Origin of the sequence: Pseudoalteromonas porphyrae, from assembly GCF_001298125.1 — a bacterium.
Lineage (GTDB): Bacteria > Pseudomonadota > Gammaproteobacteria > Enterobacterales > Alteromonadaceae > Pseudoalteromonas > Pseudoalteromonas neustonica.
This window is the reverse complement of record NZ_LHPH01000002.1, coordinates 252,807-270,419: the sequence shown is the minus strand read 5'-3', so window position 1 is coordinate 270,419 and position 17,613 is coordinate 252,807. Positions and strand designations below refer to the sequence as shown.

Here is a 17,613-nt window from a genome sequence, read left to right as displayed (position 1 = left end):
ATGTGTTTTGTTAGGAGCCAGCAATATGCCGTTATATCCGAACATAACCCCCTACCACGATTTTCATTTGAGTGTGGGGGATGGACACCAGATACATGTGCAAGAATACGGTAACCCCAATGGTTTACCCGTTGTGATTTGTCATGGCGGGCCCGGTGTGGGCTTACATGCTGACAACTGCCGCTTTTTTGACCCAACCCGGTACCGCATTATTTTATATAGCCAACGAGGCTGCGGTTTATCAACTCCTCATCACCTTATCGCGAATGAAACGGCTGACTTAATCAAAGATCTCGATTATTTGAGGGCTTACCTAGGCATTACCAAATGGTTGCTATCTGGCGCTTCGTGGGGGGCAACCGTATGTTTACTTTATGCAATTAAGCATACAGAGCATGTTTTTGGGTTGATTTTACGTGGTACATTTTTAGCTGCACATGCTGATTTAGAGTGGTTATACAGCTCGCAAGGTGCCGGTGCGCAGTTTTACCCTGAGCTATACGTTAAGTTTTCTCATGATTTACCTGATGCAATGAGTATTTTAGCGTTCTACGAACAGCAATTGGCTAGTGAGAATCAAATAAGTGCCAGTCGATTTGCTAAGTTATGGTGCCAGTGGGAGGCTGTTCTAAGTCAAGGGAAGCAGTCGCTACAATGGACGCTTAGTTGCCCGCAGCATGGTTTAAATATGGCGCGTTTAATGGTGCACTATTTTATTAATCACTGCTTTATAGATGATAATTATATAGCGCAGCATGGCGACTGTTTATCTCATTTACCTATTTGGTTTATTCATGGACGCCAAGATTTAGTGTGTCGCTTTAGTGTTGCTCAACGACTTGCAAGTAGCCTGAACTCACAACTATTGATTTTAGATGGTGTTGGGCACGGTGTTGATAATCAGGTATATTTAGCGGCAGCAAGGCGAGCAGCCGATCTTATGTATATCAAATTAACGAGGAATAAATGCAAGGATTAATCCAGCGAGTAAAACACGCAAAGGTAGAGGTAGATGATCAGCTTGTAGGTCAAATAAAACAAGGAATAGTACTGTTATTAGGTGTTGAAAAACATGACGATAAAGACACCACAAATAAACTACTTCATAAAGTGAGTAACTATCGTATATTCAGTGATGAAAACGATAAAATGAATCTCAGCTTGAAAGATATAAAAGGCGAATTACTGGTTGTTTCGCAATTTACACTTGCTGCAGATACAAAAAAAGGTATGCGGCCGAGCTTTTCGTCTGCGGCTACACCTGCTCAGGCAAATGAGCTATACGAATACTTTGTAGACCAAGCAAAAGCTGCGGGGCTGAGCGTTGCAACAGGACGCTTTGCTGCTGATATGCAGGTGAGTTTATGTAACGACGGGCCAGTGACTTTTTTGCTCACTATATAGCTACTCTACCCAACTCACTTCAAGATGCCAAAAGTTGATTTAAAACGATTTATATTGCGTTATTTATTTTAACAAGGGAATAACCATCCTTTACAATCAATGCCTGCCTACATCGCTTTTAATTCCTACATAAACTGATATTTTGGGGACTTGGGTATATATTTTTGCTTATTTATACCCATTAGCTGATTCCCTACTACAATAATAAAAAGTCCGTAGAGCCTAAAAAGTGGCAAGCAAGCTTGAGTAGGGCCTCGCTTCAATAATATTGGTGTTTACAAAGGTAGTGAATCAATAATGCGTAAAAATGAACCCGTAACCCAAAAGAACATCGAGTTACCTTCCTCTGTGAATATTCTATCGATTACATCTCCCGATAGTAAAATAAAGTATATAAATAAAGATTTTATAGCCATTTCTGGATTTGATGAAGCTGATTTAATAGGTCAGTATCATAATATTGTTCGTCACCCAGATATGCCTCCTGCTGCGTTTGCTGACCTTTGGCAATGTGTGCAATCAGGTAAATCGTGGATGGGAATAGTTAAAAATCGCTGTAAAAATGGTGACCATTATTGGGTCGACGCTTATGCAAGCCCTTTAAAGACAGCGACAGGTCAAATTGAATATCAGTCGATTAGGGTGAGGCCAAAAGACTCCGTTAAAAATAGAGCTGAAAATTTATACAAAAAATTACAAAGCGGAGGGGAATTTAGAATCCCTTGGTGGGAGAAGGCTTCTGCGACAATGTTTATGGTGTGTGGGGTTTTATTTTGTTATTTATTAACAGCCTTTTTGATTTTTAATTTCACTCAAGCCTCTTTAGGTAGTGCACTAGGGTTACCGCTTATCCCTATGTGTTTATTATTGACCAGTTTATTATGGCAATCAAAGCAATGGCATAAAGTAATCGAAAAAGCACAATCGATAGTAGATGATCCATTAGCTACCTATATTTATACGGGAAATAATAATGCAGCGAACAAGGTGTTACTGGCGCTGGAGGTGTTAAGTAAAGAAGCTGGAGCGATTGTAGGGCGTATAAATGATGCATCAGTGAATATGGGCGATGCATTAAATAGTTTAGAGCATGAGTTGTCACAAAATCATTCTCGTGTGTCTATGCAATATCAGCAAACAGACTCCATGGCATCGGCAATTACTCAAATGTCTGCAAGTTTTAATGAAGTATCGAGTAATGCACATGCAACATCAAGCGCAGCAAAATCGACACATGAGTATGCTCAACAAGGTTTATTACAGGTTGAAGAAGCAGTTAATAATATGAACGAGCTAAGTAATGATGTTAACAATGCAGCAAGCGTTGTAGAGCAATTAGAAAAAGATGGTGCAGCTATTAATGATGTAGTTGCTGTTATACGTTCGGTTGCAGAACAAACTAACTTATTAGCCTTAAATGCAGCAATTGAGGCTGCAAGAGCAGGTGAGCAAGGTCGTGGTTTTGCTGTTGTTGCAGATGAGGTTCGTACTTTGGCTAATAGAACCCATCAGTCCACAGAAGAAATTGTGAAGACAATAGAGAAGATAAATCAAGGTACAAAATCCGCTGTTGCCGCAATGGAAAAAGCACAGCAACGCGTATCGAGTAGTGTGGATTCAACGACCCAAGCTAAAACATCAATTGAGTATATGAGCACGGAGATGAATCATATTCTGGATCTTAATATTCAGGTTGCGACTTCAGTTGAGCAGCAAGTGAAAGTTGCGGAAGAGATAACTGAAAATGTTACAAAAATTAAGGATTATAGTGAAAGCGGTTTACAATCTTCTGAGCAAAATATTGCTAAATGCGCAGCTTTACAAACGCATTCAACTGCTCTAAATAGTATCGCGCAACATTTTTGGGCGCAAAAATCAAAGTAGAGTAAATAGACCGTTATTTTTTCAACAGTACAATATGGTTTGCATAACCAGAGATGTGCTTTATGGTGGGTTGTATTGAAAATGTCCTAAGTAATATCGATTCGAGTTGTTTTAATTGAGAGTCATGTTGGGAAAGGAAGTTAATAAACAGGCAGCCATTTTTTGATAGTTTTTTATAGATTTTTCGATAAAACTGCTGCTTGTATAAAAATAGTGGAACATCGAGTTTGCTAAATAAATCAAGTATAATCCAGTCATATACCTGCTCTCTTTCAAGCTCTATTTCAGCATCTAAACATCGTAAATTTGAGTCACTTTTTTTATCAAAAAAATGTGTGTAGCAATGAATTATGTCCGGGTTTTTTTCTATCGATATTAGATTGCAATTAGGGTAGGTGAGTCGTAGATAGTTATGTATAGCACCACCGCCTAGGCCAAGCTCCAATATGCTTTGTGGAACTGGAATTGACTGCCATAACTTTGCCAAGTGTTGTAGGTGAGGAAAGTGTAGTTGGCTGGGATCGTCCGTTGTTACCACTGATTGAAGTGTGTCGTTGATGAGTAACCAACGAAGTTGTTTATACTCACGCACTTGAATGCAATCAGCGCCGCACTTTTGCCAATATAGTAATTGCCCTATACGGTGACAGTCTTCAACAAAACACTGTTTTACTGTCCCGTTTGCTTTTAATAAATATTCCATTACATGAGAATAGATGAGTCAAGGTAAAGTGCCAGCTTGTCCGCTAGGTTTTACAGGTAACAATAGTTATTTCTCTTGGCTAACCAAAGTCGTATTCCAAGTGTTTATCAAATCGAGTATGGTAGTTTGCAAATAATAACAGACCGCATTCTTATTAAATAAACCGCTCGCGTGTGTAGATGTTTTAATTTAATGAGTTGTTTATGGCGGCCTTGATTGCAACAGGAGTGATTATGTTTCAGGTGACAACACCACAAAGTAGCGAAGATTGGCAAGCTTATTATCAATTACGTTGGCAGGTACTGCGCGCGCCTTGGAATGAACCGCGTGGCTCTGAGCAAGATGATTTAGAGCAAGATGCTGAACATCGTTTTATAAAGAATAAAGCAGGTGAAGTGTTAGGTGTTGCACGGCTTCATTTTAATAATCACCAACAAGCACAAGTCCGTTATATGGCCGTGGCTGAAGGTAATCGAAATCAGCATATTGGCAGTCGCTTATTACATGAACTTGAAAAATTAGCATGGACACAAGATGCAGGTGAGCTTGTGTTGTATGCGCGTGAACGCGCATTGGATTTTTATAAGCGCCACGGCTACGAATTAAAAGAAAAAGCCCATTTAGCCTATGACGATGTACAGCATTGGAAAATGATAAAGCAAAAGCCGTCTGAGCCAGGCTGGTTTCGTCATCCAAATTGGACTCAAGTATTGCAAAATACATGGCGTGAGTCGATCCCGATCAGTGATGCAATGGGTATTAAAGTGGAGAGCTACACCGATTGGCAATTTACGACCAGTGCAGACTTGGATGCTAATTTAAACCTGCACAATACGATGTTTGCAGGATCTATTTATAGCTTAGCGACATTAACTGGGTGGGGAGCGACTTACTTAGCGCTTAAAGAAGCGCAGCTTGAAGGTAATATAGTGTTGGCCGATGCTAATATTAAATATTTAAAGCCGTTGAATAATGAGCCTCGTGGGAGTGTTGATTTAAGTGGCTGTAAAGGAAAGCTAGCCGAGCTTGAAAGTGAAGGTAAAGCCAGTTATTTAGTGCCTGTTGAAATATACGATGGCGATGTGCTGGTCGCTGAATTTGAAGGGCAATTTATTATTAAAAAATAGCGCTGTTATATGCTAAATAAAAAGCCAAGTGAATACTTGGCTTTTTAAATAGTGCTTATAGAAGATCAGTCAAGAGTATACCGATGCCGATGCGCTCTATATCTGCGTTGTAGTCAATTAAACTTTCACCGTAGCCGTTAAAGTATTGCCCGTAGCCGCGTAGCCTACCCCATAAAGGAAAAGACCAATCTAATTGAATAGCACCACGATTATCTGAATTTAAATTATTGCGGGTCATAAAACTAAATTCGTGTTCGTTCCAGCGATATGCGCCTGAAAATTCAAAGTACCCCATATATTTATGGATATCAGGGTTGTCATCGCCTTTTGCTACCATAGGGTCTTCTTTTCTTTCTTCTGAAATGCGGTACCAAGGTTTAAAGCTAAAAACAAATCCTTCATTTTCCCAGATGAAATCAGCATAAATGCGGTTCCATGATCGCGAGTTGGGTTGGCTTCGACCATTTGATTGGTGTACTGCGCCAATTGAAATTGCCATTTCATCACCCCAAAGCACATGTTCAGGATCGAGGAAGTTAACCCAAAAGATCTCCGGTTCGTAATTTGTTTCGCGAAATGGAGATGAGATTTCTTTGTTATAAAGCTGCCAAAATGATTGCAATGTAAAGCCAAAATATACAGCCTGATCTTCATCATCAAAGTCGTTATATAAAGGAACTTTGATTGATAGTTGATACTTTGCTTCAAGATTATCAAGTGGTTCGCCGTCACTGTCTTGGGTTAATTCATTTAAGCCATCAAACGGGCGTACATTTGGGTTTGATACATATGACAAAGGCAATATGTAATTACGTTTGTGCGGAGTTATGACATTGCGGTTTTTCTGGCTTACTTGTTCACGGGCTTGACGTTTATCAAGTGCTGTAATTTGTTTGCTTTCATCAAGTGCTGAACACTTTTTACGAAGTTGGTCTAGCGTTTGGTTGCCATCACCAGCAATAGCTTCATTTAAAATACATTGCTTTACGAGTTCAATATTGCTGCTTTGTTCGTTCTTTTTTTCGATTTGTGCTTGTTGTGCAATTGCAGTGCTGGACAACAATGTAGTAAATAGAATCCCGTAGCGCCAAGTCATTATTATTCCTTTGAGAAAAACCGTGTGTTGTTAAAAGTATACCGTGTTTTTAACTTAATGATGGTGAACTTTTACTGAACTTATCTATTTGAATTGATTTTATACTATGCAAAAAGAGAAAAAGCGGCCGTAGCCGCTTGTTCAATGCAATATTACCCTAAGGTGATATTGCTCTCACGCAATGAGATGGGAGTGAGCTTTACACAAAAGTTAAAGCTCAAATACGTTAGTAAAAAATTTATATAGTTCAGTGCCTTGGTTTACACTCGCTGATGCAAAGTGCAAAATTGCGATGGCATCACAATCAAGTGTGAGTGTTTGCAAAGGCTGCTCACTTAAATAACGCTCCATGCGCAGTACTTTTGCAATTGGCTCACCCGCTTTGATGTGACCCCCCAATGGCGCAATATATTCGACCATGCCGCCCATTGGTGCGTAATAGGCAAGGTAGTCATTTAAATTGCAGCCATAGCGAGTTATCGCTTTTGGCAGGTGAGGTGCATCAAGTAATACTTGTTTATGATTTAGATAGCTTAAAATACTATTGGCATCATCAAATGCTGCACTCAAATCAATTTTTTCTTGGCTACCAAGCTCCACGGTAAACGCTTCAACCTGCACGGCAAACTCACGACCTTGTTTGGCAAGTGCGTCTGTTAATTGCCACCATGGGCAAAAACTGGCTTCGTCCATTGCACCATCAAAGTCATTTGGGATAAATAACACATGGGGAATATTAAAGTAGCTGGCGCTGGCTTTCGCATAATCAGGGCAATATAAATGCTGGCTAGAGATTGGCCCCGTGTGTAAATCCAAAACAATATCTGCTTGGTGGGCGAGCTTTTGCAAATTAAGAGCAATGCGTTTACCTGTGGTTAGGCGGTACGCGGGGCCCGTTAATTGCTGATCGACTTCATCGATCAGCGCGGCTTTAAATGCGCTTTTTAAAGTGTGATCATCTGCATCTGCGTATTGCTCGGCAAATTGCACCGCTAAGTTACTGTTGCAGTGATACATACGGTTCCAGTTGGTGCCCGTTATTGGATCAAAGCGACCGAGGGTAAATTCCCCTGATTTTTGATTGCAACCAATAGGATTCGCGTAAGGGACTAAAGTGATATCGCCTTTGAGTTTAAGACACTTAAGCTGCTCAAGTAATTGGAAGATAACGGCATTACCTTGCACTTCTGCGCCATGCATATTTGCTTGCACGTAAACGCTAGGGCCGCTGCCATCGCCTTTAATTCGATACACTGGAATCGTGAGCGGTAAACCATTGGCGACTTCACCGACTACAATGTTTTCTTGGCTAATGGGTGTTGTAGTACTCATATTAATTACCTCAGGTAGTAGCTAGCATCTTCAGCTTGACGTACACAGGTTAATTGGCCATTTTGTAACGTGTATTCGGCGGCTAATTCATGGCATAAAAAGTACGGCATGCTTTCGGTAAATCCGTAGGCGCCACACTGACTAAATACCAGCCAGTCATGTTCATTTAAATCCTTAGGTAAATGGTGTTCGCCTAAGCAATCAAGCGCAGTGCACAGTGGGCCATATAAACTCATTGCTTGCGTTGTTGCGTTTGACTCACGCAATAGTCGTACAGGGAAGTCTTGGCTGGTTACCGCTGGGCGTAATAAGTGGTTTATTCCACCGCTTAAAATCACTTGTTGTTGGCCATAGTTTAATTTACTTTCAACGACAGGCGTTGCGTAATGACCACACTCACCTACGGCATAACGACCAAGTTCCATCCATAATTCATCTACGCCAGCATCGCGTTTAATTTTTGCAAGTGCATCAATCAGTGTATCCCAGCTTAGAGTGGGCGCATCTAACGTGTATGGAATACCTAAACCACCGCCTAAATCGAGTACTTTTAAATTAATGCCTAAGTCGTCGGCAAGTTGCGTTAGCGGCGCAATCATTTGTGACCAGAGCTCTGCGAGTTTGTCACTGCTGAGCATATTGCCCCACTGAAAAATATGCAGGCCGTCAAAGTTTAGCGTAGGGTAGTCGCGAGTATTTAGCGCCTGCCATTCATCACAACCGAGCCCAAACGGCGTTAAGCTATCGCCACCTAGTGGGTTTTTTTCGCCTTCGGGCCAGCGTAATTGTACGCGCAGCAATACTTGCAGCTGACAGTTTAGTAAGCTTGCTTGCTCATTGAGCCAGCGTACTTGATTGAGGCTTTCGGCAACAAATATGCGTACTCCGCGCTCAATAAAGTGTTTAATTTGTTTCGGGCTCTTTGCAGGCCCGGTGTTGAGCACGCGCTCGCTGTTAATACCTTGAGCAAGTACTTGCTCAAGTTCGCCCTTGCTTGCAACATCAAAGTTAAAGCCTGCGCTATCTAAGCTTTGAATCACTTTAGATAGGGGATTAGCTTTAACGGCATACCAAAGCTTTACCTGTGTTTGCGTTACTAAACGCGCTAGGTGTGCGTTTAGGGTATCAAGGTCATACACAAAAAATGGCGTATCAAGCTGGCTTGATAACTCATCAATGGCGGTTTTAACTGGTGTGCTCAAAAAGGTCATTAACGTAAAACCTCTTCAAGAAGTAATGACGCATCGCTTTGTTCGTCGCGGTATTTTACGATTAACGCGCATGACATGCTTAAACCTTGCTCGCGTGCCCATGCGTTTGATGCAGGACGAGAACCTGGTATAACAATCGCGTATTCTGGAATAGGTTCGCCTTTATCAAGCTGACGCTCATTTACGCAGTCATATACAGGGATAGTGGCTGATAAACGTACGCCAGGGGCAAGTACTGCGCCTTTTTTAACGACTACGCCTTCAACAATCACACAACCTGCGCCAATAAATGCGTCGTCTTCAACGACTACAGGGCTTGCGCCAATTGGCTCAAGTACGCCGCCTAATTGTACTGCAGCGCTTAAATGTACATTTTTACCTACTTGCGCACACGAACCAACCAAGGCGTGGCTATCAACCATAGTGCCTTCGTCAATAAATGCACCAATGTTTACATATGCTGGTGGCATGATAATCGTGCCTTTAGCAACATGTGCACCGCGGCGAACACTTGAGCCACCTGGTACCATACGCACACCATTTTCAGCAGTGAATTCTTGTGGTGCTAGGTTATGTTTATCTACAAAACCACCAGCGAATTCAGTATTAGTGCCGTTTTTAAACGCTTCTAAAATACCTTTTTTTACTTCAACGTTTGCATGCCATTGGCCGTTATCGTCTTGTGTTGCTGCGCGTACGGCGCCCGATTCTAAATTATTTAATAGTTCTAACCAGCTCATTATAAAAACCTGTATTTAATGCCAAGATAAAATGGTGTTATTTGCATTACTGATACAATCAGTTTGCGTTAACTCAAGGTGCGTTAAAGGTGGGCGCAAATACGGGCTAGTAATACGCCCTTGTAAATGCATCAATACTTTAACGGGAATAGGATTTGCCACGGCGAACAAGCTTTGAATCGCTTGTGACCAATCGGCAAATAAATTGGGGTGTTGGCCGCTAAGGCTACGTTTTACAAATTCATGGGTTTGTGTCGGCCACGCATTGGCTGCAACAGACACTAAACCTTTTGCACCCGCTTGGGCAAAGTAAGGCATAAGTGCGTCATCACCACTAAAAATAGCTAACTGTGGTGCGGCATTTCTAAAACCTTCAAACTTGGCGATGTCGCCACTGGCTTCTTTTAGCGCCCATAAATTTTTATGATTTTTTAAATTGCTAATTACGGCAGGTGGAATATCAACAGCGCTGCGCCCTGGGACGTTATAAAGCATGCATGGATGAACACTGGCATCGAGTAGGTTTTCAAACCAGTGGGTTTGACCAATCACGCCTGGCTTTGCGTAAAGAGGAGAGCCAAGTAAGTAGCCGTGAATAGGCAGTTTATTGCAGTATTCAACCCAAGCAATTTGTTGTTTGAGGTTCATACCGCCAACAGCAACCATAAGCGGTACGGTCGGATTTAATTGGCATACATGTTCAACAATGGCTTGTTGCTCTTTAAGCGTTAAGGCAAGACCTTCGCCTGTGCTGCCAAGCAGTAAAATGCCGTTATTTGCTGCTTGCTGTTGCGCAACTAATTGATCAAGAATCGCATAGTCGACTTCGCCAGCGTCAGTAAAAGGCGTTACAAGTGCTGTCCATAAAGGATAGTTGTTTAAATCAAAATTGTTTTTCATCTACAACGAACTTATAGAGTGTTCGATGAGTATGCTGTGGGGTACGTGAAAGTGCGCCGCATCGTAGTCATTCGAACTAATATAATCCGAAGAGCGAATGGGCTTAATATAATAGGGCGCAATGGCCTTATTATGCTAAGACCAGAAGCTCTCCACCAAAAAATTTAACAGCAGCGCTGTTATTGGTGACAGTCGCTGGGATTCAACCCAGTCGCCCGAAGTAACCCTTCACAAAAAATGTTACTTCTCGGCGTTAATTCCCCTCACGTATGATCATTGGAGTGTGTGCTCCTCACATACGTTACCTGAATAACGCACCTCTTCTAGCCCACAGTGTAAGTTTCATTAAATAAAAAACTTACACCTTAAATAGGGGTAATGGCAGTGATTAAAGCATTTTAGCCGTCTAGGTGTCAAGTTGGCTTTTGAGCGATCGCTTCGAGAGGGTGGTTACGTATTAATGTTTTTTTTCGTACACTAGCAAACAAAGTCGGTTTAAGGGTATTCAGTAATGGAAAAATTTCAGGAAATTTATCAGCGAGCAGCGCAGCGTAAAGGCAGTGAAGCGATGCTTGAGCAATTGCTTTACGCGCCGCTTTCTAATAAGCAACTAAAATGCTTGCCTGATGATGCATGGCTTGAAGAGTTTACCCGTAAGGTATTTCAAAGCGGCTTTTATTGGTCGGTTATTAATAGTAAATGGACAGGCTTTAGAGAGGTTTTTTGGGACTTTAATATAGAAAAATTACTGATGATGCCACCTGATATGCTAGAGCAAAAAGCAACTGACGAACGTATTATTCGCAACTTTAAAAAAGTACAAACTATTCCAGAAAATGCATATATGATTCACGACGTTGCTCAGCAGCATGGCAGTTTTAGTCAGTTTGTGGCTGATTGGCCAAGTGACGATATAATTGGTTTGTGGGCGTATTTTAAAAAGCACGGTGCACGTTTAGGGGGTAACACAGGCCCGTACACACTGCGCGCATTAGGCAAAGATACCTTTTTGTTGTCGCGTGATGTTGAGGCTTATCTTCGTGGGCATAAAATTATTGATGGTGGTTTGCAAACTAAAAAATCACTAAATAGCGCACAGCACTTTTTTAATGAATTACAGCAGCAAAGTGGCTTAAGCCTCCAAGTGCTGAGTTTATTAGTGGCATACAGCGTGGGTGATAACCGCGTTGGCATACAAACAACCGAAGCCTAAGGAATCCAATGAAACTTGTTAGTCGCTATACTCATATTGCAGAAGATTTTGCAGTCCCTGATTTACCTAGCCCTGTTGTTGCACCAACTTTATTACTTTGGAATGAGGCGGTAGCTAAACAGCTCGATATTCAAGTGAGTCCGTCAGAGCGCGCATCCATCTTTAGCGGAAATACCAGTAACAGCACTGTTGCGGCCGTTGCATTGGGGTATTCAGGGCATCAATTTGGGCATTTTTCACCACGCTTAGGAGACGGCCGCGCGCATTTATTGGGTGCCGTATCTGATCAACATCAACAGCTGTGGGATATTCAGTTAAAAGGGTCCGGTGCTACGCCATTCTCTCGTGGTGGTGATGGGCGCTGTGCTATTGGCCCTGCGATACGTGAATACATTATGAGTGAAGCAATGCATGGCTTAAGTGTTCCGACTACACGCTGTTTAGCCGTGGTTGCCAGTGGAGAAACGGTTTATAGGCAACCACCACAGCAAGGTGCGATAGTAACGCGTGTTGCAAGTAGCCATATTAGAGTGGGGTCTTTTCAGTATTTAGCAACTCAAGGGGACGTGTCAGCGTTACAGGCATTAGCTGATAGTGCAATTGCGCGCCATTACCCTGAAATTCAATCCACAGGGTCAGATCGTTACTTAGCATTTTTAAAAGCTGTTATTGAAAAGCAAATCACTTTGGTCGTAAGTTGGATGCGGGTTGGTTTTATTCATGGCGTGATGAATACAGATAATACACTGATAAGTGGTGAGACGATTGATTACGGCCCATGTGCGATGATGAATCAATTTGATTTTGATACTGTGTTTAGCTCAATTGATCGACAAGCGCGGTACGCATTTGGCAGTCAGCCTAACATAGCTAACTGGAATTGTGCGCGTTTGGCTGAGAGCTTACTGCCACTCATACACGAAGATGATGAACAAGCCGTCGAATTACTTAGCCCATTAATAAATGGTTTTGCTGAGCAGTTTAACCAAGCGTTTACGCAAATGTGGGCTCAAAAACTCGGTTTTGCAGGTCACCATACAGATGATGCGCAGTTAGTTGCTGAGTTATTGGCGATATTAAAAGACCACAGATTAGATTATACCAATACCTTTGATGAGCTTACCAAGTCACTGCAGGGTGAGCAGGTAATATCTCAGCCACTAAAAGCGTGGTCACTAAAGTGGCTAAAACGCACCGACCAACATAGTTTTGCGATAATGCGAGCGGCAAACCCAATGATGATCCCACGTAACCATATTGTTGAAGCTATTATTGAAGAATTTGAGAATAAAGGTTCAAGTGAGGTATTGGCTGCATATTTAGTTGCACTGCAAAATCCGTATAAGTTAATGATAGAGAACGCACAATGGCTACAACCACCTGCCGATGGCGGTGCGCAATATAAAACCTTTTGTGGTACCTAAATTGATGAATTTATAGATGTATTTCGGACCTATAATGGGTTAATTATTAAAGGTAATAATCAAGCTACAGCATTTATCATGATAAAAGGAATTTTTCATGATTATTTCTTACTTATTATATGAAATAAATGCGTTTTCTACTTGTTGATTTAAAATTAACCAATATAATGCACACCACTAGGATTAGTGAAAAAAGGCCTTGTTCCTTAAGATGTTATTCAACTGTAAATGGTTGTCATCTATTAACTAACTAATCCAGTACGAGATTTAAGTAGGTTAGGTAAAGTTTTTTATCTGAACTATAATGTAGGGCGCTTTATTTTTAATAAATACTTTATTTTGTAAAAAAATACAATTTAAGTGTTTTCGTTAAGTAATGATTAACAAAAGATTCGGTACTCTGGGCACACTTAATGAGCTAGGACTACTTAGCTACAGTTTTAATTGTTAAAATGGGAAGAAAACAATGAAATTAAAATCACTTACAATTGCATTAGCACTAGCTGCAACTAGCGCTTCAAGTTTCGCTGCTGAGAAAGAAGGTTTCTTTATTGGCGCATTTGGCGATTATTACGATGCTTCATGGGAAAATGTACGTGGCAGCGCTGGTACTAACGTTGATGATTCAACAGGCTGGGGTGCTGAACTAGGTTATCGTTTTAACGATTACTGGAGTGCACGTCTTGAGTACGCTGATATGGATTTTGATATCTCAAATGCAAATCCTGCTATGACAAAAACAAGTATGGGCGGCGATCGCTTAGGTATCGATGGTCTTTACCACATCGACGGCGGTCCATTTTATGGCATCTTCGGTCTTAAACAGATCGATGTTATGGAAAAACTTACTTTTGCAAACGTAGGTGCTGGTTACCAACATTACTTTACAGATAACTTTGCATTTAATGCTGAAACGTCTATCTACCAAGGCCTTGACCGTGGTTACACAGATGTTGCTGGTAAATTAGGTTTAAGCTACTTATTTGGTAATCAAACTTCGTCAGCTGCGCCAGTTAAACCTGCGCCAGTGACTGCTGCTGTAGTACCTGTTGCTGTAGAGCCTACTGATAGCGACAACGATAATATTGCTGATGCAAATGATAACTGCCCTAATACACCAATGGCTGATGCAGTTGATGCTAACGGTTGTACTTTGTATAAAGATACTAAAGTAACAACTAGCTTATTAGTTACTTTCCCGCATGATTCTGCAATGGTTAAGCAACAGTACTTCGATGATATTGCTTCAGTATCAAAGTTCTTAAAAGAGCATACAGATACAACAGTATTACTTGAAGGTCATGCTTCAGCTGTGGGTGACGCAAGTTACAACAAAAAACTTTCTAAGAAGCGCGCAGATGATGTTGCTGATGAGTTAGTTAAAGATGGCATCTCAAGAGACCGTATCACTACTGTTGGTTTCGGTGAAGAGCGTCTTAAAAATACAGCTAACACACGAGCTGCACACGCAGAAAACCGTCGTGTTGAAGCACATGTATCAACTGTTGAGCGTGTAAAAGTTAAACGTTAATAGTTATAGTATTTAAAAACCCAGCCAAGTGCTGGGTTTTTTTATGTCTGATAATAATGATTCGCAATTGGTATTCATGTGAATAGTGACTTCTTTAAGTTGTATTTATTTTATTTATAGTGGGTATTGCGGTTAGCTTTACTGTATGGGCTTTAATCTATACTTAAAAGCTCTATAATTAATTGTCAAAATTCTATAAGTATTTGGTAAGTTTCGTGAAAGCGCGCACTGCTGGCTACTTTAACGTCACCAAGAGGGCAAATATTGTGCTACAAGATTATCGTACACACGTCGAAGAGCGTGCTGCGTTAGGTATCGTACCAGCGCCATTAGCTGCTCAGCAAACGGCTGATCTTATCGAATTAGTAAAAACTCCACCTGCAGGTGAGGAAGAGTTTATTCTAAATTTATTAGTAAATCGTGTGCCACCTGGAGTGGATGATGCTGCTTACATTAAGGCTGGTTTTTTAGCGGCGGTTGCTAAAGAGGAAGCCATTTCACCACTCATATCAAAAGAAAAAGCAGCTGAATTATTAGGCACCATGCTAGGTGGCTATAATATTGCGCCAATGATTGACCTACTTGATGACGAAACATTAGCGCCAATTGTAGCTAAGGGCCTTGCAAACACATTATTAATGTTTGATGCATTCTATGATGTTGAAGAAAAATCAAAAGCGGGTAATGTTTTTGCTAAGCAAATCATCGAATCTTGGGCAAATGCACAGTGGTTTATGACTAAGCCAGCGGTTGCTGAAAAAATTTCAGTGACTGTATTTAAAGTAACGGGTGAAACAAATACTGATGATTTGTCGCCAGCACCAGATGCATGGTCTCGTCCTGATATCCCATTGCATGCTTTAGCAATGTTAAAAATTGAACGTGATGGGATCACACCCGATAAAGGCGGCGAAGTTGGCCCCATTACACAACTTGAAGAATTAAAAGCAAAAGGTTTGCCACTTGCATATGTAGGTGATGTTGTAGGTACGGGCTCTTCACGTAAATCTGCGACTAACTCTGTGCTTTGGTTTATGGGCAATGATATTCCGTTTGTACCTAACAAGCGTGTTGGTGGTGTATGTTTAGGTAATAAAATTGCGCCAATCTTTTTCAACACAATGGAAGACTCAGGCGCATTACCAATCGAGTTAAATGTTGATGAACTCAATATGGGCGAGCAAATCGACATCTATCCATACGAAGGTGTTGTTAAGCGCCACGGTACTGATGAAGTTATCTCTACTTTTGAACTTAAATCTGAGGTGATTTTAGATGAAGTGCGTGCAGGTGGTCGTATTCCGCTGATTATTGGTCGCGGTTTAACTGATAAAGCGCGTGCATCACTTGGTTTAGGTGCAACAGATGTGTTTAAAGTACCTGCGGTTACGGAAGCATCTGACAAAGGCTTTACCTTGGCTCAAAAAATGGTTGGTAAAGCATGCAACGTTGTAGGTATTCGCCCAGGTCAATACTGTGAGCCTAAAATGACCACTGTGGGTTCGCAAGATACAACAGGCCCAATGACGCGTGATGAACTTAAAGATTTAGCCTGTTTAGGTTTCTCAGCAGATTTAACAATGCAGTCTTTCTGCCATACATCGGCTTACCCTAAACCTATTGATGTAAACACACATCACACGCTCCCTGATTTTATCATGAACCGTGGAGGCGTTTCTCTTCGCCCTGGTGATGGTGTAATTCACTCATGGTTAAACCGTATGCTATTACCAGATACCGTAGGCACGGGCGGAGATTCACATACACGTTTCCCATTAGGTATTTCATTCCCCGCAGGTTCAGGAGCCGTTGCATTTGCAGCTGCGACCGGTGTAATGCCACTTGATATGCCAGAGTCTATTTTGGTTCGTTTTAAAGGTGAAATACAACCAGGTATCACGTTACGTGACCTTGTACATGCAATCCCTTACTACGGTATTAAAGAAGGCCTATTAACCGTTGAGAAAAAAGGTAAGATCAACGAGTTTTCTGGTCGCGTACTAGAAATTGAAGGCGTTGAGCACTTAACTGTTGAGCAAGCGTTTGAATTATCTGATGCGTCGGCAGAGCGTTCAGCTGCGGGTTGTGCGGTTAAACTTTCTAAAGAGTCTATCGCTGAATATCTTGAATCTAACATTGTAATGCTTAAGTGGATGATCTCTGAAGGCTACGGCGATGTGCGTACTATTGAGCGTCGAATTACAGCAATGCAAGACTGGTTAGCAAATCCTGAACTAATGGAAGCTGACGCAGACGCAGAGTATAAACACGTACTTGAAATTGATTTAACTGACATTAAAGAACCCATACTTTGTGCGCCAAATGATCCTGATGATGCACGTTTATTATCAGATGTTACGGGTGAGAAAATCGACGAAGTATTTATTGGTTCATGTATGACTAATATTGGTCACTTTCGTGCAGCGGGTAAACTACTCGATGGCTTTGAAGGTCGCATTCCCACGCAGCTGTGGGTTACTCCGCCAACTAAGATGGATAAAGACCAACTCACAGAGGAAGGCTACTACGGTATTTTTGGTCGTGTTGGTGCACGAATCGAAACCCCTGGGTGTTCATTATGTATGGGGAATCAAGCACGTGTAGCAGATAAAGCCACAGTGGTTTCTACCTCTACCCGTAACTTCCCAAATCGTTTAGGTAATGGCGCAAATGTATTCTTGGCATCAGCTGAGCTTGCAGCAGTAGCAGCTATTTTAGGTAAGCTACCAACGGCTGATGAATATCAAGAATATGCAGCGAAAATCAATGCAACAGCAGCAGATACATACCGTTATTTAAATTTCCATCGCATGCCTGCTTATACTAAAAAAGCAGACCAAGTGATCATTCAGCAAGCAGTTTAAATATTACTTAATCGTTAGATAAAAGCCTGCACTGCAGGCTTTTTTATTTCTTATATCTAACTATTGCAGCTACCAATTCAGGAGAGTCTAATTTGTTTGGTTATTTAATTTGATTTTTAGTTATTTAGAGCAATATTAATGTTAACTATTTTTTCTTTGTGTCGATATAAAATCAATTATCTAC

At 41.3% G+C, this 17,613-nt stretch carries 14 protein-coding genes and 1 riboswitch; of the genes, 8 read left to right on the top strand and 6 right to left on the bottom strand.

Annotation, left to right across the window (positions count from 1 at the left end):
* The first annotated feature begins 25 nt into the window (after positions 1-25).
* The 3 genes from ADS77_RS03085 (at position 26) to ADS77_RS03075 (ending at position 3,288) form a co-directional block, all read left to right on the top strand.
* On the top strand, positions 26-979 hold the full coding sequence (locus ADS77_RS03085) for an alpha/beta fold hydrolase (protein ID WP_054452903.1): 954 nt from the start codon (positions 26-28) through the stop codon (positions 977-979).
* Positions 967-1,404 carry a D-aminoacyl-tRNA deacylase gene (gene dtd / locus ADS77_RS03080; RefSeq protein ID WP_054452901.1) on the top strand — a complete coding sequence of 146 codons (438 nt, stop codon included), beginning with the start codon at positions 967-969 and terminating at the stop codon, positions 1,402-1,404. Before ADS77_RS03085 ends, dtd begins: the two co-directional genes overlap by 13 nt.
* A gap of 297 nt (positions 1,405-1,701) precedes the next feature.
* Entirely contained in the window at positions 1,702-3,288 is a 1,587-nt protein-coding gene (locus ADS77_RS03075; protein WP_054206882.1) for a methyl-accepting chemotaxis protein, read from the top strand.
* Positions 3,289-3,301: 13 nt separating this feature from the next.
* On the opposite strand, the gene ADS77_RS03070 is transcribed toward ADS77_RS03075, so the two are convergent.
* Positions 3,302-3,991, bottom strand: coding sequence for a spermidine synthase (locus tag ADS77_RS03070; RefSeq protein ID WP_054452899.1), 690 nt, complete (start codon positions 3,989-3,991; stop codon positions 3,302-3,304).
* 233 nt (positions 3,992-4,224) lie between these two features.
* Between ADS77_RS03070 and ADS77_RS03065 the strand changes: the two genes are divergently transcribed.
* A complete protein-coding gene (locus ADS77_RS03065; protein WP_054206913.1) occupies positions 4,225-5,118 on the top strand; it encodes a bifunctional GNAT family N-acetyltransferase/hotdog fold thioesterase in 894 nt (297 codons plus the stop codon).
* 55 nt (positions 5,119-5,173) lie between these two features.
* Here the strand turns inward: ADS77_RS03065 and ADS77_RS03060 are convergent, their stop codons facing one another.
* The 5 genes from ADS77_RS03060 to dapA form a co-directional block, all read right to left on the bottom strand.
* Positions 5,174-6,214, bottom strand: a complete 1,041-nt coding sequence (locus tag ADS77_RS03060) for a phospholipase A (protein WP_054206880.1) — start codon at positions 6,212-6,214, stop codon at positions 5,174-5,176.
* 210 nt (positions 6,215-6,424) lie between these two features.
* A complete protein-coding gene (locus tag ADS77_RS03055) occupies positions 6,425-7,546 on the bottom strand; it encodes a succinylglutamate desuccinylase/aspartoacylase family protein (RefSeq protein WP_054452897.1) in 1,122 nt (373 codons plus the stop codon).
* A gap of 5 nt (positions 7,547-7,551) precedes the next feature.
* Positions 7,552-8,757, bottom strand: a complete 1,206-nt coding sequence (locus tag ADS77_RS03050) for a PLP-dependent decarboxylase (protein WP_054452895.1) — start codon at positions 8,755-8,757, stop codon at positions 7,552-7,554.
* Positions 8,757-9,497 carry a 2,3,4,5-tetrahydropyridine-2,6-dicarboxylate N-succinyltransferase gene (locus tag ADS77_RS03045; protein ID WP_054206877.1) on the bottom strand — a complete coding sequence of 247 codons (741 nt, stop codon included), beginning with the start codon at positions 9,495-9,497 and terminating at the stop codon, positions 8,757-8,759. Before ADS77_RS03045 ends, ADS77_RS03050 begins: the two co-directional genes overlap by 1 nt.
* A gap of 15 nt (positions 9,498-9,512) precedes the next feature.
* Positions 9,513-10,397 carry a 4-hydroxy-tetrahydrodipicolinate synthase gene (gene dapA, locus ADS77_RS03040; protein WP_054452893.1) on the bottom strand — a complete coding sequence of 295 codons (885 nt, stop codon included), beginning with the start codon at positions 10,395-10,397 and terminating at the stop codon, positions 9,513-9,515.
* A 137-nt stretch (positions 10,398-10,534) separates the two neighbouring features.
* Positions 10,535-10,728, bottom strand: a riboswitch (Lysine riboswitch).
* A 180-nt stretch (positions 10,729-10,908) separates the two neighbouring features.
* Between dapA and ADS77_RS03035 the strand changes: the two genes are divergently transcribed.
* The 4 genes from ADS77_RS03035 to acnB all read left to right on the top strand — a co-directional run bounded on the left by ADS77_RS03035 (position 10,909) and on the right by acnB (position 17,429).
* Entirely contained in the window at positions 10,909-11,610 is a 702-nt protein-coding gene (locus ADS77_RS03035) for a DNA-3-methyladenine glycosylase I (protein ID WP_054452891.1), read from the top strand.
* Positions 11,611-11,618: 8 nt separating this feature from the next.
* Complete coding sequence (locus tag ADS77_RS03030) at positions 11,619-13,034, top strand: protein adenylyltransferase SelO (protein ID WP_054452889.1); 1,416 nt, start codon at positions 11,619-11,621, stop codon at positions 13,032-13,034.
* 466 nt (positions 13,035-13,500) lie between these two features.
* Positions 13,501-14,565, top strand: a complete 1,065-nt coding sequence (locus tag ADS77_RS03025) for an OmpA family protein (protein ID WP_054204552.1) — start codon at positions 13,501-13,503, stop codon at positions 14,563-14,565.
* A 266-nt stretch (positions 14,566-14,831) separates the two neighbouring features.
* A complete protein-coding gene (acnB, locus tag ADS77_RS03020; RefSeq protein ID WP_054452944.1) occupies positions 14,832-17,429 on the top strand; it encodes a bifunctional aconitate hydratase 2/2-methylisocitrate dehydratase in 2,598 nt (865 codons plus the stop codon).
* Positions 17,430-17,613: the final 184 nt, after the last annotated feature.